The sequence below is a fragment of the Paenibacillus sp. AK002 genome, from assembly GCF_053903045.1.
This window is the reverse complement of the sequence record NZ_CP096377.1, coordinates 5135709-5156154: the sequence shown is the minus strand read 5'-3', so window position 1 is coordinate 5156154 and position 20446 is coordinate 5135709. Positions and strand designations below refer to the sequence as shown.

17 protein-coding genes are annotated in these 20446 nt (G+C 52.9%); 6 read left to right on the top strand and 11 right to left on the bottom strand.

The window, feature by feature from the left end:
* Positions 1–67: 67 nt before the first annotated feature.
* Entirely contained in the window at positions 68–424 is a 357-nt protein-coding gene (locus M1D70_RS23040; protein WP_456288057.1) for a VOC family protein, read from the bottom strand.
* A 196-nt stretch (positions 425–620) separates the two neighbouring features.
* Here M1D70_RS23040 and M1D70_RS23035 point away from each other — a divergent pair, with 196 nt between their 5' ends.
* Complete coding sequence (locus tag M1D70_RS23035; RefSeq protein WP_456288056.1) at positions 621–1136, top strand: TetR/AcrR family transcriptional regulator; 516 nt, start codon at positions 621–623, stop codon at positions 1134–1136.
* A 337-nt stretch (positions 1137–1473) separates the two neighbouring features.
* Here M1D70_RS23035 and M1D70_RS23030 read toward each other — a convergent pair whose 3' ends face one another.
* Entirely contained in the window at positions 1474–2361 is an 888-nt protein-coding gene (locus M1D70_RS23030) for a LysR family transcriptional regulator (protein ID WP_036672903.1), read from the bottom strand.
* Positions 2362–2494: 133 nt separating this feature from the next.
* Between M1D70_RS23030 and M1D70_RS23025 the strand changes: the two genes are divergently transcribed.
* Positions 2495–3175, top strand: a complete 681-nt coding sequence (locus tag M1D70_RS23025) for an O-methyltransferase (protein ID WP_090909357.1) — start codon at positions 2495–2497, stop codon at positions 3173–3175.
* A gap of 158 nt (positions 3176–3333) precedes the next feature.
* On the opposite strand, the gene M1D70_RS23020 is transcribed toward M1D70_RS23025, so the two are convergent.
* The 6 genes from M1D70_RS23020 to M1D70_RS22995 form a co-directional block, all read right to left on the bottom strand.
* Entirely contained in the window at positions 3334–6501 is a 3168-nt protein-coding gene (locus M1D70_RS23020) for an MMPL family transporter (RefSeq protein ID WP_456288055.1), read from the bottom strand.
* The gene (locus tag M1D70_RS23015; RefSeq protein WP_009593603.1) at positions 6498–6950 is read right to left on the bottom strand and encodes a MarR family winged helix-turn-helix transcriptional regulator; all 453 of its coding nucleotides are present in this window, start codon (positions 6948–6950) and stop codon (positions 6498–6500) included. The genes M1D70_RS23020 and M1D70_RS23015 overlap by 4 nt, the downstream gene beginning before the upstream one ends.
* Before the next feature lie 189 nt (positions 6951–7139).
* Positions 7140–8336 carry an oxalate decarboxylase family bicupin gene (locus M1D70_RS23010; RefSeq protein WP_456288054.1) on the bottom strand — a complete coding sequence of 399 codons (1197 nt, stop codon included), beginning with the start codon at positions 8334–8336 and terminating at the stop codon, positions 7140–7142.
* Between the two features lie 193 nt (positions 8337–8529).
* Positions 8530–9084: an HXXEE domain-containing protein gene (locus M1D70_RS23005; protein WP_009593588.1), complete on the bottom strand. Its 555-nt coding sequence runs from the start codon at positions 9082–9084 to the stop codon at positions 8530–8532.
* A 156-nt stretch (positions 9085–9240) separates the two neighbouring features.
* Positions 9241–9849, bottom strand: a complete 609-nt coding sequence (locus M1D70_RS23000) for a TetR/AcrR family transcriptional regulator (protein WP_456288053.1) — start codon at positions 9847–9849, stop codon at positions 9241–9243.
* 315 nt (positions 9850–10164) lie between these two features.
* Positions 10165–11043 carry a LysR family transcriptional regulator gene (locus tag M1D70_RS22995; RefSeq protein WP_456288052.1) on the bottom strand — a complete coding sequence of 293 codons (879 nt, stop codon included), beginning with the start codon at positions 11041–11043 and terminating at the stop codon, positions 10165–10167.
* Between the two features lie 132 nt (positions 11044–11175).
* Here M1D70_RS22995 and M1D70_RS22990 point away from each other — a divergent pair, with 132 nt between their 5' ends.
* Together M1D70_RS22990 and M1D70_RS22985 are read left to right on the top strand one after the other, a co-directional pair.
* Complete coding sequence (locus M1D70_RS22990) at positions 11176–12096, top strand: NADP-dependent oxidoreductase (RefSeq protein ID WP_036672897.1); 921 nt, start codon at positions 11176–11178, stop codon at positions 12094–12096.
* 245 nt (positions 12097–12341) lie between these two features.
* A complete protein-coding gene (locus tag M1D70_RS22985) occupies positions 12342–13220 on the top strand; it encodes a DUF4097 family beta strand repeat-containing protein (RefSeq protein WP_456288051.1) in 879 nt (292 codons plus the stop codon).
* A gap of 85 nt (positions 13221–13305) precedes the next feature.
* On the opposite strand, the gene M1D70_RS22980 is transcribed toward M1D70_RS22985, so the two are convergent.
* The 3 genes from M1D70_RS22980 to M1D70_RS22970 all read right to left on the bottom strand — a co-directional run bounded on the left by M1D70_RS22980 (position 13306) and on the right by M1D70_RS22970 (position 15830).
* A complete protein-coding gene (locus M1D70_RS22980; RefSeq protein WP_009593595.1) occupies positions 13306–14007 on the bottom strand; it encodes a MerR family transcriptional regulator in 702 nt (233 codons plus the stop codon).
* A gap of 130 nt (positions 14008–14137) precedes the next feature.
* A complete protein-coding gene (locus M1D70_RS22975; protein ID WP_456288050.1) occupies positions 14138–15004 on the bottom strand; it encodes an alpha/beta fold hydrolase in 867 nt (288 codons plus the stop codon).
* A gap of 202 nt (positions 15005–15206) precedes the next feature.
* On the bottom strand, positions 15207–15830 hold the full coding sequence (locus M1D70_RS22970; protein ID WP_456288049.1) for a CGNR zinc finger domain-containing protein: 624 nt from the start codon (positions 15828–15830) through the stop codon (positions 15207–15209).
* A 321-nt stretch (positions 15831–16151) separates the two neighbouring features.
* On the opposite strand from M1D70_RS22970, the gene uvrA reads away from it, so the two are divergent.
* Complete coding sequence (gene uvrA, locus M1D70_RS22965; RefSeq protein ID WP_456288048.1) at positions 16152–18653, top strand: excinuclease ABC subunit UvrA; 2502 nt, start codon at positions 16152–16154, stop codon at positions 18651–18653.
* Between the two features lie 29 nt (positions 18654–18682).
* On the top strand, positions 18683–20446 hold the full coding sequence (locus M1D70_RS22960; protein ID WP_009593608.1) for an ABC transporter ATP-binding protein: 1764 nt from the start codon (positions 18683–18685) through the stop codon (positions 20444–20446).

Genomic DNA, 20446 nt, shown 5'->3' with positions numbered 1-20446 from the left:
ATGTCAAATAGCGGGAGAAGGCACCTCCGGCATTTCAGACCGGGAGCGCCTCAGGCGTAAATCAGGATCAAGAGTCGTGCTTGCTTTCATCCGTAAAGTAGATTCCGTTGCCGGAATCATCCTTGGCACTCAACCAGAGGCCGTCAGGAGTTTCGCCCGGTTCGCCGATCAATTGCAGCTTGCCGGGGTTGTTCTCGTATATATCCCGGACAGAGGGTACGAGAAAAACAGGTCCGGCAGCATCCTGGCTTCCTTCCGAGACTTGTTCAACCATCAATTCCACGTTGGTTCCCGGGAGCTTAAAAGCAACCGTGTAATCCCCTTCGCGCCATGATTCTTCCAAACCGAGCGTGTCGCGATAAAGGGATTTGGCTGCCTTGATATCTTTGACCGGAACAAAATAAAAAATAACGTTTCCTTCCATGTACTCACCTCGAAATAGAATATGGTTTCGTGATGTAAGATAATTAGGTTATATTTAACATAACCCAGTTATGTTATTTGTTCAAGCTATTTTTTGGAAAATGGCTCATTTGCAGCTATCAAAGATTTATATCTCTTAAAGAGCAGCTATGTTAGAATTTAAATATCTTTGCATGAACGTTTTCGGAGGGAGTTACATGAGTCATATACCAATACCGGGTACCACGCAGCACAAACTCATACAGGCAGGTTTAAAGCGTTTTGCCGAGATGGGATACAACCAAGCGGAAGTTGACGACATTGCTGCCGATGCAGGAGTGACCGTGGGAGCTCTTTATCATCATTACAAATCCAAGAAGAAATTTTACGGCTTGCTTCGGGATGACATAACGCTTCGAATATTGGACCGCATGGAAGCTGTTGCCGATGCGGCTCCTCCCGAGTTGCGCCTGAAATTGGTTCTATTGACCGCCTACGACAGCATGATTCGCCTTAAAGTGGGCCGATTGCTGTCTGAGCCCGATCCCCGCAAAGGAGACAATCCCGTCGCGCGTTATCTCGGTGAACTGGCTGCAGCATCAGGAGAAGAGGCTGGCGATCAATTGGGCATCATTCTGGCGGAGGCATTGCGTGCCGCATTTGCGCAAGTCGTGGAACACGGAGGCGATGAGGCTGCGATGAGGTCGGTATTAAACAGATTATTATCGTCATAAACGAATGTTTAGGTCATCCTTCACATGAATAGAGTAATGATACTTATTGCTTGATGGCAGTTTTTGTGCTGACGTTAACAGGGGAGACATCGGGGTTATGCCAGTTTCAGTACGCAAGAAAAGAGAAAGCCCGGCAATGCAATATGTGTATAAGGGAAATGTAACGGTTCAATAAACCTATGAAAATGATTGGGTAAATACAAGTGATAATAACGCAAATAAACAACCCGTATGCCGGAGCAGCATACGGGTTGTTTTCTCTGACAAGGCTCCAAGGAAGAATGCAGGCAAGCTCCAAAAAGTGCAGCTCCATCTTGCCAAACGACATACGGTTATCTTATGGCCGTTCCCGGATCATCTCCACGAAATTCATGGCGGCAGCGGATAACGCTTCATGCTTGCGGGTGCAGACCGCAATGATATTTTGCAGCTCGATGCCATCGACGTATACCTGGCTGAGCTCACCGCGCTCCACGTATTCCCGCACCACGAGCGAAGACACGAAGTTGGCCCCGTATCCGGCAATGACGGCCGTGATCGCTTCGTGCAGGCCGTTGAATTGCAGCGTGATGCGGGGCGAAGGGGAGCTGTGGGTGCGGCATAAGGCAAATAACCGTTCCCGCGTCGAGCTTCCTTCCTCCCGCATGACAAAAGGCTCTCTCATCATTTCATCCAGGGAGATATGCTGATTGGCATAACGGTGGTCGGGGGAGACGACAAACCACAGCTCATCCCGGAACAGCTCCTCGGTCTGTATCGTATCCGGCGATTCCTCAGGGAGGCCGCCGTATATCGCAAGATCCACGTCCATGTTCAGCAGCTGCTTAAGCGCATCGCTGGAATTCGTGGTGGTAATGCTCATTTCGACGTCTTCGTACCGCTGCTTGTATTTTGCAAGCCAAGCCGGCAGAAGAAAATGGGAGGGGAGGTAGGTTGCAGCCAGTCGGATATGCCCCCTCGAACCGCTGCGGTAATCCCGGCAGAATTGTTCGATCTGCTGCTCAACCGAGAAGAGCCTTTTGGCAAGCGGGAGCAGCTCGGCGCCAGCCTGCGTCAATCCGATGCCTCTGCCCTGCGGCTTGAACAGGGTAAGGGAAAGCTCCTTCTCGAATTTCTTAACCTGTGCCGTTATGGCCGGCTGGCTTATATTTAATAATTCGGCAGCCCGGGTGACGCTGCCCGTTGTGGCAATGACGTGAAACAGCCGTAAGGCATGTAAATTCATATGGAGCCGCACTCCTGTCTGATTTATATATTTTATTTATATAACCTACTTAATTATATATTATTTTTATAATATTAAATCACATACAATGAATGTGTAAAATCCAATTTGAAGTTTAAGGGAGGAAACAGGCATGAAAGCGAATGCGAATGATGCTGCGACTTGGGGCAAAGTGGACGATTATGTGACGGAACATTTGATTCCTTATGACGAGGTGCTGGAGAAGGTGTTGGCCGCAAACCGGGAGGCAGGCTTGCCTGAGATCGATGTATCTCCCGCTCAGGGCAAGCTGCTGAACGTGATCGTTCAGATCAAGGGAGCGAAACGAATCTTGGAGATCGGTACGCTTGGCGGTTACAGCACGATCTGGATGGCTAGGGCGATCGGGGCAGAAGGGCGGCTGATTTCATTGGAGCTCGATCCGCATCATGCGAAGGTTGCCAAATCCAACGTAGCGTTGGCTGGACTGGAGGATAGGGTCAGCATCCGCGTAGGCGATGCATTGGCGCAGCTGGAGCAGCTGGCTAAGGAAAAGGCTGAGCCGTTCGATCTGATCTTCATCGATGCCGATAAACCGAACAATCCGAATTATTTGAAGTGGGCCTTGCAGTTCTCCAAGGCCGGCACCGTCATCATTAGCGATAATGTCATCCGGAACGGGGAAGTCATCGATTATCACAGCACAGACCCTCGGGTCCATGGCATCCGAAAATTCATGGATATGCTGTCGGCAGACTCCTCGATTGCCGGCACGGCCATTCAAACGGTTGGAAGCAAGGGATATGACGGGTTTTATATCGGAATTGTGCAGTAGAGGACATAACGGCCCGGACCATGCTCTGAATGCGATAGCCCCGCCCTTACGGAAGAATGGCATGAAGATTCCGATGTTTGGGAGGAAACGACAAAAGGGCTGCATCCCCCGTATGCCTAACGCGGGTGCAGCCCTTTTTATCGTATTCAAAATGTTAATTACATCTTCAGATCATGTCCCGTTCTGGAAGCGTCGCCCTGTTCCTTAGGGCTGAACGGCCACCAGTTGGCCCGGCCGAAGATGCGAACCATCACCGGCACGAAGAATGGCAGGAACAGGAGTGCATAAAGCACAAGTCCGACCAAGACGACCGTGGCGATCTGCATCATGGACAATACGCCGGATGGATACATGGCCGCAAAGGTGCCGCCAAGAATGACCACCGCGGACAGAATGACCGTGCCCATGTTGCGCATGGCATGGAGAATGGCATCCTGAACGTTCCAGGCTTTGTTCTCGTTGAAGCGTGCCATCAGGAAGATGCTGTAATCCACCCCTAGCGCGATCAGCATGACAAAGCTGAAGAACGGCGTGGCCCAAGTAATGCCGGAATATCCGAAGCCGTGGACGAAGATCATCTCCGTAACGCCGACGGCGGTAAAGTACGTGATGACCAGCGAAATAATCAGGTAGATCGGCATCACGATGGATCGCAGCAGCACGACCAGGATAATGAAGATTCCGCTCAGCATGAGAATCACGGTACGCGTGTAATCTTCATTCGAGATGCTCTGCAAATCGTTGTTGGTGCTGGTAATGCCGCTGATGGCAACCTCGGCGTTCTCCAGCTTCGTGTCTTTTACTGCACGGTCGACGGCTGCCTGAATCTGTTCGACGCTGCCCAACGCTTCTTCGCTGTACGGATTGGTTGACAGAACCACATCCAGCGTCATCACTTTGCGGTCATCGGACAAGTAGGTATCGAATACCGTCTGGAATTCTTCGTTCTCCAGGGCTTCCTGCGGGATGAAGAATCCGCTGAGATCCTCATCCTGAACGTCCTGAATTTGCTGCAGGTAATCCTGAGCGGAATGCAGTCCGTCCGAAATTTGTTTCAGCCCGTCGACGCTGGAATTCAGTCCTTCCGTCAGCTCTCCGATCTGTCCGGTAAAATCGCCGAACCCGTCGGCAAGCTGCTTCTGGCCGCCCTGCAGCTGGTCCAGTCCGCCCGTAATGGAAGGGATCTGGCTTACGATTTGGCCCTGCCCGTTAGCGGCTTGCGAGAGGCCGGATTGAAGCTCTGCGATCCCGGACACAAGCTGCTGAAGACCATCGGCAAGTGCCGTTTGCCCTGCGGCTGCCTTGGCGTAGCCGGCGTTGGCTTCCGATAAGCCTGCCGATGCGCCCTTAAGCTGCTCGGAGATCTGTCCCAACCCCGCGGCCAGCTCTGCCGTGCCTGCTGCAGTTTGGGTAACGGTGCCTTTAATCGTTTGATAATCGGTATCCTGAACAAGCTCCGGATGACTGCTCTCCAATCCCGTGAAGGAGCCTTCAAGTCCTTTCAGAGCCGCGGCAACGCCGCCCAGCTGTTCCTGGATTCCAGCAACGCCGCCGTTTAGGGCCGCTAATCCGGTGTCGAGCTGCTTGTAGCCTTGTAGAAGCTGGTCGTGGGCAGCGGCCAACTCTTTCGCGCTTTGCGCTGCCTTGGCGAGTCCGGCTTTGAGTTCACCGGCACCGGCGCTTCCGCTTTGAATCCCTTTTTGAATGGCGCTGAGACCCTGACCAAGCTCGGTGATGCCGTCCTTCAGGTCGGCCGTTCCCTTCGTCAGCTCTTGCGCTCCCGCAGCAGCCTCATTCAGCTTCGGCGCATTCTCGCTGAGCTGCTTGCCTGCTTCGGAAAGTCCGTTCTGAATTTGGGTCAGCCCGTCTTTGGACTCTCCCAATCCTTCATTTAACGTTTTGACTTGAGTCGGAATGAGGAAATCGTTGATTTGCTCGCCGGTTGGACGCGAAAGTCCGCGAACGCTCGAAACGCCTTCAACCTTTTCCACTTCCCGACTGATTTTTTCCGCGAGTCCCATGTACTCCGGCGTATCCATCCGGTCATCGTTCTTGATCACGATGGTGGAAGGCAGCGACTGCCCGGGACCGAAGCTGTCGGAAATGATATTAAAGCCCTTGACCGAATCATAACTCGGACCGATTTCCTCCAGGCTGTTAAACGACAGCTTGCCGCTGTACGTAGCGAGGAAGGGCCCGACGATGACGGCCACGACGAGCATGGCGGCCCAAGGACGCTTGAGGGAGAAAGAACCGGCCGCTCCCCATAGTTTATTTTCGCTGTGTTCCAGCTTGCCGCGTGACGGCCAGAAGAGTTTCTTCCCGAGGACCGCCATGAAGAACGGCACGACCGTGACTAACGCAAGAAGCATAACCGCGATGCCGATCGCAACCGCAACCGCGGATTTATACAGAATGAACTTGGATAAACCTATGGCTGCAAAGCCGACGAATACGGCAAGCCCGGAATAAAGCACGGTGCCGCCGGCTTTCCGATAAGTTTCAATAATGGCCGATTGGGTATCTTCGGATGTGGTGAGTTCTTCCTTAAACCGGCTGATCAGCAGGATGCAGTAGTCGGTTCCGATCCCGAACATGACGGCCACCATAAAGATCTGGGTGAAGGTGGATATCGGGAAGTTGAACTGGTCCACGAGAAAGGACACAACCGACTGGGACACGAGATAACTGAGCCCTACGGTCAACAGCGGCACGAACGGTGCCACGAAGGAACGGAATACAACGAACAGGATCAACAGAATAAAGATGACCGTAATATATTCCGTTTTCTTCAGGCCTTCCTCGGAGCTGACGATGGTATCTTCGTTGATGAGACCTTCGCTGGTCAGGTAATGGTCGGCTTGAACGCCTTCGAGCACCTGATCGACCTTCCCGGGCAGCTCTTTCACGGCTTCCTCGCCCCCGCTGACCTGAAGCGCGACCATGATGGTCTTGCCGTCTTTGGCAATGAGCGTGTCTTCCAGCTCCGTCTGCGTGAACGGTTCATTTATGGAATCGATGTGAAGGCTGTCTTTATTGTCGTTTAAAGCTTGAACGCCCAGCCGGATGCTTTCTTTATCCGCTTCGCTTAACCCGTCGGGTTTGTTGAAGACAAGTGCAACCTGGTTCAGGGTTTCCCCGCCCTCGCCCCCGGAGGCTTCCTTCAGAATTTCAGCCGCGCGCGAAGAGCTATATCCATCCGGCACGGATAGCTGGCCCTTCTCCCGCACCAGGTCCGCCATGGAAGGCGCGAACATAAACAGCGCGACGGCGGCCACCAGCCACAGCACGATGATGGCCCATCTTGCTTTCAGTATAGCTCTCAATTCTTTCTCCCCCCTGATTCAAACATCAATTGCCCCAGTTTCTCGAACATCGAGATAAACATTTCGATATCTTTTTCTTCAAAATGCTGCAGGTAAGGGGAGATGATCTCCCTTATCTGCTCCTGGGCCGATTCAAAAATCGTATGTCCGTACTCCGTTAAAGTCAGATACACCAGCCTGCGATCTGCTTCGTCCCTGGTCCTGTCGATAATGCCGGCATCCACGAGACGGTTGACGATGGCCGTAACCGAGCTTTTGCCGACCGCGAGAGCTTCCGCCAGATAGGACGAAGTACAGCGATTCATGCCGTTGATCAAGCGGACAACCTGAAACTGGTCGCTGGTGAGGTCTTCGCCGAGCTGCTCCCGGATCTGGGCATTGATCCGCCGCGATACCAGCAGGTAGACATCGACATAACGGTCGATCCACTGCCTTGCTTTGTCGTTCAATGATAGTTCTCCTCTCAAACAGTTCACGTATGAAATAGTTTCATTAATGAACTATATGGCAGAAGGGAGGAAAAGTCAATCTCAGCATGAGAGCACATGCAGACTGCCTCGGAATCAAGCCCTTAGGCAGGTCTGCAAGGCCTTTCGATAACGCGGGCAATGTCTGAGACAAAGAAGAGGGAAGGAACGTTATCGCGGATAATACGAATATCCCGGATATTTTACGACGGGCCACTTCTCCTTGCGCAAAGCGGCGGTGACTTCGTTTCCGACGTTCAGGTTATCCCGGACCAGGTCCCGAGGCGTCAAGGCCATCCATTGATTCAAGGATATATCCTCGAACCGGTCGCTTCTGAACATTTCCAGAAACCATAAGGATTCCGTGCCAGTATTCTGTATGTAGTGACCGAAGGCAAAGGGCACGTAACCGACGTCGCCGGCTCTGTAATCGAAGGTCCGAGCTGCTCCATTGCCGGCGAATACGGTCATTCTTCCCTGCCCGGTCAAGTAATACTGCCATTCGTCCTGATTCGGATGCCAATGGAGCTCCCGCATGGCGCCAGGCTTGATCTCGACCAGCGCGGCTGCAACGGTTTTGGAGATCGGGAAATTGCGGGAATCCACGATCCTTACGCTTCCTCCAGGGGTTATGATCGGTTCCTGCGCCAACAGCCGGTGCTTGAAGCTGAGCGGCACCGTTCCGTAGGGAGATTGCACCTCCTGGCTGGCAAGCGAATCCGGTACCTGGTCTTGAAAAATATAAACCTGCTCCTTCGGGATATGGGCAAACGCGTTCTCCGGCACGCCGAAGTTGGCGGACAACACATCCTTAGGCGTGTGGGCAAACCAGTCGGAGATCGATAAGGTGTTCAGGTCCGAGAAGTGGCCGTCGTCAAAGACCAGCAGAAATTCACAGCCTTCCTCGAGTCCTTGGATCGAGTGGGGGAGGCCGGCCGGAAAATACCAAAGGTCGCCCGGTCCCACATCCGCTATAAAATTCCTGCCGCTTGCATCCATGGCCGTAATCCTGGCGCTGCCCCATATCATATAGGACCACTCCGCCTGCTGATGCCAATGCAGCTCCCGAACGCCGCCGGGCGTCAGGCTCATGTTCACGCCGGCCAGCGTGGTCGCAATCGGCAGGTCCCGTACCGTAATTTCCCGCGACCAGCCGCCATGATTCAGCTGCATATGCGTGTCGGAGAACGACATTTTCAGATTCGGCATCAAGCCCGCATCCGTGACCGGAGGTACTAGCATATCGGGATTCTCGATATCCCTCATCACATCCCGCGGACCATAGTCCGGCCCGCCTGCACCGTCGCTGCGAATCGGCTGGGGTATAGGGCCGGCATTTTCTCGTTTCTGGTTCTGCTCCTCCATCATCGGTATCTCCCTCCATATGGTTTGTACGTAACGTATCCGGTTTAACTGCCATCCATTAAGCTTATGAGCCGGCGCTTGGCTAATATGTTGAGGAAAACGAAGTCGTCCAGGGAGAGATTCGCAATGACATATCTCACGTTTAATCGAAAAGAGTGTTGACTTTTGAAAGCGCTGCAATGCACGTTATCGGAGCCTACGTATTTATGCGGTGCGGCGCGATCCGTTTCCCAAGCGTTAAACCGAACCAGACCAGAAACAGAATGAGCGGCATGGAGATCAAAGTTCCCATTACGAATGCCGTGGCATCAACGATTCCAGTGGACAGCAGGCGGTTAAGCGCATAAAGTCCGTATGGAATTTCAAGGACCGCAGCTGTAATGACGCCAGGGGTGTATGCCTTCAGCGCGATTGAGGCGCCAACATGTTTCACGCCGTCCAGCAGGAACACCGTAACGAAGCCCGCGAACAGGGCGTTAGACGGGCTGCCGATATGGAAGGTATGCGCCGTTAGAAACGTTACGCAGGTGAGAACGATGCCAATCAGCAGTACGGCAAAGGAGAATTGCAGGGTGATGTTCTTATCCCACGGAATGGATACGGGCGAAAATTTCGTGATCCAGGGGCTGTTCTTGTTCTTCCTGAGCCACCATTCCATCGTGGCAATCTCTTCCCCGTCGTGAATGAAAAATACAACCGGCAGCAGCCACAACAACATGACGAAATTCCAATCCGGCATGAATGACAGCATAATCCTCATTTCTCCCTTCAATCTAACCATATTAGCGATGCCTAAAGAATAGAAACTGAGTAACCACTCAAATTCAGAGGATAAAAGAAGCCGATGCAGCATGCTCTATACGGCCATCAGCTTATTGTATACATCGTTCTTCACGGAGCAAAAACGTCATGATCCGGGTTCTTCGTTCATCCCATGCAGCAGCAGCCGGACGAGCTCTCGAATATAGGATTCGTCCCCGAGCGGGAGCGCTTCCTCTCCGAAACGGGAATGGAGCATGCAATAGACCAGGATGGAGGAGGTCATCATCATCATGGCAACCTGAACCGTGTGTTCCGGTTGATGATCGGGTCCCGCTGTCTGTCTGAGCATGCTGCTGCCTGCTGCCCCAAAACCTCCGATCAGCCGCGATACCTCTTTTGATACCTCGGCATCCCTTATGAGTTCAGGTGACCAAATGAGCATCAGATAATCCATGTTCGTCCTGAGGAATTGGAGATATGCCATGCCGTATTGAAACAGGGCCTCGTCCGCAGGAAGCTTCGACAGTTCCCCGGCATCCTCTTGAAGCTGCGCAGCAAAGGAAAAATTGTTCACAAGAAAGAGCAGCAGCTTCCGTTTATCACCAAAGTGGTAGAAGATCAGTCCTTCGGCCACGCCGCTTTCGGCCGCAATCTCTTTGGTTGTCGTTGCATGGAATCCCTGCTGGGAGAACAGCTTCAGAGCGGCGTTCAATATCCGTTCCTTCTTGGCATTTCGACGGGTTGTTGTTGGCATAGGCAGATGTCTTTCTCCTTTGAAATGAAATAGGCAAAGCTTCCTTGCGGAGCTACCGGTTTCCATGGATGCTAAATAGTCATGAGCGATGAATTCGAAAAAACTGAGTGTTTACTCAAAAGTATAATCATTCCCCAAATATTGTCAACCCTCGAAATATCAAAGCAGGGAAAGATCATTGTAGTCTTGTTCTACCAAGGTCCACAGACAGACGCGTGCCCAAGTGAGAATAGCCCGAGAATGAAACGGCGCTGCAGGGTTTGGAATTTCGATATCATAAAACAACCACGTCGTTTACGACGTGGTTGTTATGTCTCAATTACCGTGATCCGCGTAATATTCAACGAGGTAATCGCGGAAGGAAATCGCGGCCTTGGACAAGTATCTGGATTCCAGCCATGCGATTTGAAATACCCGGCGTGCGAGAGGTTCTTGAATGCTGAGCTTCGTCAGCTTTAATTCCTCGCTGCTTCTGCATTCCCCGATTAAAGCCACGCCAAACCCCGAACGGACCAGATCAGCGATGGTCCCAGGGTCTTCCACCTCGCAGACGACCTTCGGTTGAAAACCGGCTTGCTTGCAAAACTCGTTATTCATCTTCTGATACGGATGGCCTTCTTTATAACCCACAAAGGATTCTCCGGCAGCCTCAATTAAGCGGATGCGATTGTTTCCGGCTAAGCGGTGGGTGGGGGGAACGGCCAAGAACACCTCTTCCACGTGCAAAGGCAAGCTGCGTATATCCGGATGCCGAACGGGCATGGAAGTCAGAAAGAAATCCACTTCATTATGTTCAATCGTCTGAACCATATCCTCCATCGAGGACTGGATAATGTGAAAGTTGATCTTCGGATGCTCGCGCAGAAACAAGCGTAAAGGCTCGCGGAGCTGCTCCATGTTGGATAAGGCCAAATGAATGCGCCCATGCTCCAGCCCCGCAAGATCTTCCACTTCCCGCCGTCCCTCTTCCAGCAGCTGCAGGGCAGCTTTGGCTTTCGCCAAAAATGCTCTGCCGTACGGATTGAGACGGATTTGCCGGCCTTGGCGTTCAAATAACGGAACCCCGAGATTCTCTTCGAGTCTGGAGATGGTTTTGCTGAGCGCAGGCTGAGCAATATGGAGCTCCTCTGCGGCTTTGGTCATATGTTCAAGCCTTGCTACGGTAACAAAATACTTCAGCTGCAACATTTCCATTACGGTTCACCGTCCCTGCTTATATACTCCAGTATATATATACATAGACTATTTTGTATTTTTTATTATATATCGATGATTATAGAATGGTCTCAGATACAAGATCAAGCGATGCAGGAAAGGATGATCGATATGAAAGCAGCTGCGTTCAGTACGATTGGACCGCCGGAAGTTTTGCGCGTTATGGACTTCGACGATCCTCAGGCCGGCAACGGCCAGATAAGAGTTAACATCAAGGCGGCAGGCGTGCAGCCGGCCGACTGCGGAATCAGGGGGAGCGGCTGGGCGCCGCCCGGTGTGACATTGCGGATGCCGCAAATCCTCGGTAACGAATTCGCCGGAACGGTTGATCAGGTAGGGGAGGGAGTGACGGATTTTAAAATGGGGGATGACGTCATTGGCTGGTCATTGCTCGCTTGTTACGCTGAATATGTCGTGGTCAGCGCAGACCAAGCTGTACGGAAACCCGATTCGATGCCATGGGAGGAAGCGGGTGCCTTGACCGCATCGGGGCAAACCGCCCATACGGCACTTGCGGTGCTAGGGATTGGCCATAGGGATACGGTTTTGATTCATGCGGCAGCGGGAGGAGTCGGCTCTTTTGCCGTCCAGATCGCTCGAGCCTGGGGAGCGCGGGTCATCGGGACCGCAAGCGAGCGAAATCATGATTATCTTCGTTCGCTGGGCGCCGTTCCCGTTGTTTATGGACCAGGCCTTGTAGACCGGGTCAAGGCTTGCGCCACCGAGGGAGTGACAGCCGCGCTTGATGCCGCCGGCGAAGAGGCGCTGCGGGCCTCGGTGGAGCTTGTCGGCGACCGGAGCCGCATCGGAACGATCGTGGCCTTCGATCTGGTGGAAGAATTGGGGGTGCGCCCCATCCGCAGCCAGCGCTCCAAGGATCGATTAGCGGAACTGGTCCAAATGTATGATCAAGGGAAGCTGAAAATCCATGTGTCGCAGACGTTCTCGCTGAGCGAAGCGGCGGAAGCGCATCGTGCCGTGGAATCCGGCCATGTGCGGGGAAAGGTCGTGCTGCGGATAGGCCAGCCATGAGATCCTCGCATGATTTTAGAGAAAAGGGATGTTCCAAGAGTAGATCTTATACTGCGGGAACTCCCGGGCAACAGCGATTGGAGGAATGATTCGTACGTGCATCATACAAAAGACGGAGGGGGTGTCCCAGACTAAGGTCCAGGAAGAAACTGGTCCGCGGCAGCGTGTGAACTTTTCCCTCCACGATATAATGGACATATACATAAACAGGAATGGACGTGGAGGATTTGAGGAGAAAACAGAGCATGATGGCCGTGAAAATTTCGTCGCTGTTGATATTTGCCGTGCTGGTCGGATGCGATGCTGCCCTAAATGCAGATGAATCGGTAAACCGGGAGCTTGATAAATTAGCGCAAATCGGGAACCTAGCCGGCGAATCGGCGATAGCCATCAGCGATCAAGTAAAACGGGAAGGGAAGGAGTTCGAATGGACGACGGCTCAGGAAGCCGGCACGGCCGAGGGACTGGTCATCGACCATGCCGTAGGCAATATCGAGCTTATCGCGGTACCCGGTAGCGAGGTCAACGTGAAAACAACCGTATGGTTCAACGACAGTTTTTTCAAGAACGATAACATTCGCACCCAGGTGACGGAGCAGGCCGCTACCTCCTTGACGCTCCAGGATGGCATGCTGGAATTAAGGACGCATCCTAGAGACGACTCCGGCATTAGCCTGTGGGACTGGTCGCAGAAGCAGTTCGGCGATTCCGGATTCATGATTGATTATGTGATCGAGGTACCGGAAGCCCTGCAGAATATCCGCATCAAGAATGATGTCGGTAAGGTAAGGGTGAACGAGTTGAAGGGGGCTTTCGAGCTGCAGCTGGGAGCCGGGGAAATTCAGCTCAACCAAACGGAAATCACGGGCAGCTCCAGGATCGTATCCGAAGCGGGCAGCATCAAGCTGGATCTTAAGCAGATCGACACGGACGGCTCGCTGACGGCCAACACATCGGCAGGCAGCATCACCGCTGCGTTCGCGCCGTCCATGAAATATACGCTGGATACCGAAACCGAGCTGGGACAGATTACAGGAGCAAGCCGGGGACAGAGCGACGTCAACGGCGGCGGAGCGAAAATATCCCTGACGACCTCGGTCGGTTCCATCAAGGTTAATCCATAAGCGGCACATACACACAAACAAACCCGGATGAGGCTCCGGGTTTGTTTTTTTGAACAGCAAAAACCAATGTGCGAATGGATAGCGATTACATTAACTTCAATACTTGGCACAACTGATATAAGTAGTGCACGCCGCGTATTTGGTTATGATTGAGGTAGTTGAGGTACACCAGCGTGTCCTTGAGGACCCGTCTGGCGTTATGAACCTGATGATGCTCGAGCTCTTGCAGGACGTCCTTGATGACTTCAAGCGGGTAATTGGCTGAGCGGAGAATCCGAATGATCATAATCTGCCGGATTTGGGCACCATCGAATTTCCGGTAGCCGTTATCCTGATCCCGCGGCAGGATAAGGACGCCCTCCTTCTCCCAATGGCGGATGGCCGAGGTGGGAACGCCGATCTCGGCTGCAACCTCCCCGATGGTCAGCTCTTTCTTGCGGCCTCGGGCATCGACTGCGTCAAGCTGCTCCGTTTCCAGAATGCGGATGGTGCGCTCCGCAAGGATTTTATCCTGCTGGAGGCGGGCCTGGGCCTCGCTTACGATCCAGAGCGCATCATCCAGCTCCCTTTCCTGCAGCTTCTTCATGACTTGCTTCGTCACGTCTACGCCGAAACCGGGAAACATGGCGCGGATGCACTCGAAATAAGCGGCATGCTCCTCGGTATATAACCGGTAGCCGTTCGGCGCACGCTCGGCAGGAGGGACGATTCCCCATTTCTCATAGTGCTTGAGCGCACTTGTGGTAATCCCCAGTTTCTTGGCGATATCAATCGGTCGGATGCCCATGATGTCCCCCCTACCTCATTCGGATCTGCCTGAATCCTTACTTATTGGGGGATTGTATCATGAAGTGCGTTTCCGTGAAAAGACGGATGTATAAGTAGCCTGTCATCGTGGGTATGAATCATGCCCAGAATCATTGCCGTTCCAAAAATGCCCGGATGTATTGAACGATTTCCGGTCCATGGGATTCCAATGCAAAATGACCGGCCCCCTTCAGGAGATGCAGCTCGGCATGAGGCAAATCACGCAGATACGGATGGGCGCCGTTCTCAGGGAAGATGTGGTCGCCTTGCCCCCACACAATCAGGGTTGGCGGCTGAGCATGGCGGAAATATTGCTGCCAAGCCGGATATAAGGGAGGATTCGATCCGTAATCCAGGAACAAATCCAGTTGAATTTCCTGATTGCCTGGACGGTCGAGCAGCGCTTGATCCAAGGTATAGGTGTCCGGGCTGATGAGGGAGGCGTCAGCGACTCCATGCGTATACTGCCACTTCGTTGCCTCGATGCTGGTTAGCCGGCGCAGGGCCTCGCGTTTATCCGGATTCGCGGGATCTTCCCAGTATGCTTTAATGGGATTCCAGAATTCTTCGAGTCCCTCATGGTAGGCGTTCCCGTTCTGAATGATCAGGCCTCGGATTCGCTCGGGATGTCGCGCCGCGATCCGGAACCCGACGGGTGCACCATAGTCCATCAAGTACATGTAGAAGGTCCGGATATTTAATTGTGCCAGCAATTCTTCGATGAGCTGACTGAAATGGTCAAAGCTGTACCGGAACTGATCATGGTCTGGCGCGCTGCTGTAACCAAATCCCGGATAATCAGGTGCGATCACATGATACTGATCGGCAAGGGCCGGAATCAATTGACGATACATATGGCTGGAAGTCGGAAAACCATGCAGCAGTAATACGACAGGCGAGCCGGGAGCTCCTGCTTCACGGTAAAAAATGTCCAAACCGTTGATTTGAGCCGTATGATACTGGACTTTATGTTCCATTGGATAAACGCCTCCTTGAATACCTGCGATTTTTTTATGAAGCGATTGCTATTTAGATCCTTTTGGCTGGTCGTTATGTTTGTAGAACACCTCTTTTCATTTTATTAACCACCATAACTAACTTAAGGGTATTATATATCCCGAAAATTAACCTGTAAAGTTTTATTTTGGGTATTAAAAAAAGGAATCTTAGACGGTTTATCTAAGATTCCTTCGTTTGTTGTTTCTGACGCTCCAGATAGGCAGCGACCTTCATGCGGTTTCCGCATGTTTTGGGGCTGCACCAGCGCCTTGTGCCGTTTTTGCTATTGTCGTAAAAGCGAAGCACGCACGCCGGATTTTCGCATTTTTTCACCAGCTTCAAGTCATGGGTCGTTAAAAAATCAACGGCGGATACGGCGATCGGGCTCAGCAGGTCCAGCGGCTTCCGAAAAAGCATCCGGCTTTTGCGGCTGTAGGCGCTGCCTTCGACCACAAGCACGGTGCGCATGATTTGCTCCTTCAGCAGCCCGTTAATGAACTGCAGGCTTGCTTCCGTTGAACTCTCGTTCGCACTGCCCGGCTGAATCAGATGAAAGAGGTGTTCGCGGAGCAATCTGGCGGACTCCACGATCCGGGCTTCCTCTTCGTTGCCGTTATACACCGCTTTGCGCAGGTTGCGTTCCACCTCCGACAGCAGGTTCGCCTTCACCATCCAATCCAATAAAGAATCGAATGTATCCAGCAAATCCAGCGGCTGACCGCTGACAGCGATCTTGGTATTCACGAAATCCAGCACGGGATGGTTGCCAATAAAATAAAATTCTGGTGCGATTTTTTTCGGCATGGGTACCTCTCCTCTGAAAACACGATACGTAGATATCTATAGCCTATTATAAAGTCAACTGCAGTGCATAGACAACCAACAGGGCTTCAAACATTGTACATAAACCTTAAAGCTCCGTGACGGCTTTCGCCGTTATAAACAGTGATGGAGCAACCTTTGCAGGTTTGAAATTTTGTACTTGCATCAATGTTGTAAGATGGGTTTGTAAAATGAAGGATTGGAGCTAAGCTTCCAAACGAAAGCGTACGCTTTCGAAACGAGTTTCATGGCGAGGGCCTTAAATGAAGCTATGCTCCGCAAAACTTTTAGGAGGTAGGGAAGATGGAAGGAACGATTAAGATTCGCGGTGCCAGGGAGAACAATCTGAAAAATGTTTCGCTTGAGATTCCAAAATACAAACTGGTCGTCATGACAGGTCCGTCCGGCTCGGGCAAGTCTACGCTGGCCATGGATACGCTGCAGCGGGAATGTCAGCGGCAGTACATGGAATCCATGGGCATGGTGTCGGACTCGGTCAGCAAGCCGAAGGTGGATTCGATTGAAGGGCTCTCCCCGTCGATCAGCGTGGGTCAGCACATTACGAACCGAAACCCGAGATCCACCATCGGAACGGTGACGGATATCTACACGCTGCTCCGGATACTGTTTGCCAAGCTTGGGGAACGAAGCTGTCCTTCCTGCGGCGACAGGGTGATACCGAGCGTGGACGGAGAAGCCTATCACGGTCCCTCTGACGAGGAAGAGATCAGCGATTCCCACGAGACGGTTCATTGTAGGCGATGCGGTCATGGTCTCGACAAATTGACGATGTCGCATTTTTCCTTTAACAAGCCGGAAGGCGCATGCGAAACGTGCAGCGGACTCGGTCAAACGGTCAGCCTGAACCTGGATGCCGTGTTCCAGCTTGACTTAAGCCTAAGAGACGGCGGGGTGGCAATATGGTACAGCGCTCTCACCGATTATAACATCAGCATTCTGAAAGCAGCAGCCCAATATTACGGGTTTGTGTTCGATGAGTTTATGCCGCTTCGGGATTATGGCGACGTTCAGCGCGATCTCCTGTATTACGGCGTGGAGAGCGAGCCGTTCAGCCGGCATTTTCCTGAAGTGAAGCCGCCGAAGTCCGTAGGACAAGGCAAGTACGAGGGCGTAGTCACCGGAATATGGAGAAGGTACCGGGAGAAGGGGAGCGAGTCCGGGGAAGCGTCCCTGTTTCATGAGCATGTCTGTCCGGATTGCCACGGAACAAAGCTGAAGGAGGACAGCCGCCGCGTCCGGATTGACGGCGTCTCCATTAACGAAGTTAACGCATGGTCGATCGGGGAAGCGCTGAATTGGATGGAGGCGCTGCTGAAGAAGCTGACGGCGGACCAATTAACGATCGTGGAACCGCTCATTTATGATTCCGTCGTGAGACTAAAGCGCATCATGGATGTCGGGCTGGGTTACATGTCCATGGAGAGGCAGGTCGTCACGATGTCGGGCGGGGAAGCCCAGAGGCTGCGGCTCGCATCGATTCTGGGCTCCGGCCTCACGGGCGTGCTGTACATTTTGGACGAACCGACGTCGGGTCTGCATCCCAAAGATACCAGGGGACTTATCCAGGTTCTGAAACAACTGAGGGATCTCGGCAACACGGTGCTTGTCATCGAGCATGACGAAGAAGTGATGCGGGCCGCCGATCATATCATTGATATCGGACCGGGTGCGGGAACGATGGGCGGCACGGTCGTCGGTCAAGGAACGCTGGAGGAATTGATAGGGAATCCCGAGTCCGTGACCGGATCGTATTTCCGGGATCCCACGATGCTGACGGCTCCGAGTCGGCGCAGGACCGGAAACGGCAGCCTGCTGACGATTGAGGATGCACATCTGAGAAATCTGAAACATATTACGACCTCTTTTCCGCTAGGCTGTCTCATATCGGTGACAGGCGTATCGGGATCCGGTAAATCCACGCTTTTATTTGATCTTCTGGCGGAATCCGGAAGCGATCAATCAACTCCAATCGGCTGCAAAGCCATCACGGGCTGGGAATCGGTGGGACAGCTGATCAAGGTTGACCAATCGCCGGTATCCCGAATGCAGCGCTCTAACATTGCTACCTATACGGATGTTTACACTCATATCAGAAACTGGTACGCCAGCTTGCCGGAAGCTAAACAGAATCAATTGACGGCCAAGCACTTCTCCTTTAATACGCAAGGCGGGCGCTGTGAGACATGCCAAGGCCTTGGCGTCGTGTCCGTGCATATGCACTTTCTTCCGGAGCTGGAAGTACGCTGCCCGGACTGCAAGGGCAAGCGCTTCAAGGAAGAGGTTCTCCGCGTGACTTTTAACGGTTACACCATCTCCGATATTTTGGATATGACGATTGAGGAAAGTCTTGCCCTGCTGGAAGTGAAGCCAAAGATCATGGAATTGACCCGGCTGCTCTGCGATGTCGGACTTGGATATTTGAAGTGGGGACAATCGGTGAGCACCCTGTCGGGCGGCGAGGGACAGCGGATCAAATTAGCAAAGGAACTGAGTAAAAAAACGAAAAACCACACGCTCTATTTGCTGGACGAACCCTCGACCGGGCTTCACCCGGGAGATGTCCGGCAGCTTCTCGTCCTGTTAAACCGTTTGGTGGATGCGGGGAACACCGTGATTTTGGTTGAGCACAATCTGGACCTGATCTGGAATTCCGATTGGATCATCGATATCGGGCCTGGCGGGGGAGCAGCCGGCGGATCGCTGGTGGCGACAGGAACACCCGAAGAAGTGGCTGCAGTGGTAGCCTCGTTTACCGGCCGCTTTATCAAAGAAATCTATATGTGACAGGTTGAACGAGAAGGGAGGAAGTTTGTATGGAGCAAACCGTAGATGAGAAAGGCAAGGTAACAAAAACCACGGTTCGATATTTTATCAAGCTGCTGCGTTCTTCGGGCATTCCGAAGCTGGTGCTCTTTCTGGCGATCGTATTAAGTTTGGTCGGGGCGGTGACGGGACTTATCGTCCCGCTCATCACCGGCCAGCTCATCGATAATTTTGCCGCAGATGCGTTTAATATTCGCATGGTCGGCTTTCTGGCCGTCCTCTTCCTGCTGGAAGCCGTGGCCAGCGGACTTTCGTATTATATGCTTGCCTATGTCGGGAACCAGACGGTGAACAAAATTCGGAAACGGCTCTGGACGAAGGTGCTGGCCTTGCCGGTTCCGTTCTTCGACAAGCATCGCTCGGCCGAGACGATGAGCCGTGTGACCAACGACACGAATGAAGTAAAGACGCTGATCACGGATCATCTGATCGCTTTTTGCTCGAATCTGCTGACTGTTCTGGGGGCCGTTGCGATCCTGTTTTACCTGGATTGGCGGATGACCCTCATCATCCTGATTGCCGTTCCGGTCGGGTTCGGCATTTTGATGCCCATCGGCGGTAAAATGTACAAAATCTCCATCAGCATGTATGGACAGCTGGCCCAGCTGTCCGCCATGCTGACCCAGGTGATCGGCGAGATCAGGCTGGTGAAAGCCTCCAATGCAGAGCGGAGGGAGGAGAAAAGCGGGTATGAGGATATGGACAGCCTGTACCGTTTCGGCATGAAGGAAGCCAAGATTAACTCGGTTCTGATTCCGTTGATGTCGATGGTCATGGTCGTTCTGCTCGTGGTCATCATCGGATACGGCGGCGTTCGCGTTTCTTCCGGTGCGCTCAGCGCCGGCGAGCTGGTATCGTTTATCCTGCTGCTGTTCCAAATCATGTTTCCTTTCAGCCAGTTCGCCACGTTTTACTCCCAGCTCCAGAAGGTGATGGCGGCAACCGAGAGATTGCGGCTTATCCTAGAATTCGAACCGGAGAGCGATCATCGTGCGGTGCGACCGGCACCGGAAGGCCATCGGAACGTTGAATTCAAAGAGGTTACGTTTGCTTACCATGAAGGCGAAACGATTCTGTCCGATGTGTCCTTTTCCATTCCAGCCAAGAAGGTCACTGCCCTGGTCGGGCCCAGCGGCAGCGGCAAAACCACGGTATTCTCCTTGATCGAGCGGTTCTATGCACCATCCGGCGGGGAGATTTGCTTCGGCTCGGAAGCAATCCGCGATTATACGCTGGAGTCCTGGCGGCGAAAGCTCGGATATGTGTCCCAGGACAGCCCGCTCATGACCGGAACGATTCGGGACAATATCGTTTATGGACGGGAGGAGCCGGTCTCCGACGAGGAGATTGCGGAAGCAGCGAGGCTCGCCTACGCGGAAGGGTTTATCGAAGCTCTGCCGAGAGGGTACGACACGGAGGTTGGCGAGCGGGGCATCCAGTTATCCGGAGGTCAGCGCCAACGGGTCGCGATTGCAAGGGCTTTGCTGCGGAAACCGGACATCCTGCTTCTGGATGAAGCGACGGCAAGCCTGGACAGCGACTCGGAGCACGAAGTGCAGAAGGCGCTGAACAATTTGATGGTGGAACGCACGACCGTGGTCATTGCCCATCGGTTATCGACCGTCGTCGAGGCGGACCAGATTATTGTGCTTGAGAAGGGTCATATTACGGGAAGCGGTACGCATGAAGAATTGATCCGAAGCCATCCGTCCTATGTCGAGTGGGCGAAGAAGCAGTTCCAGACCGGAGAATAG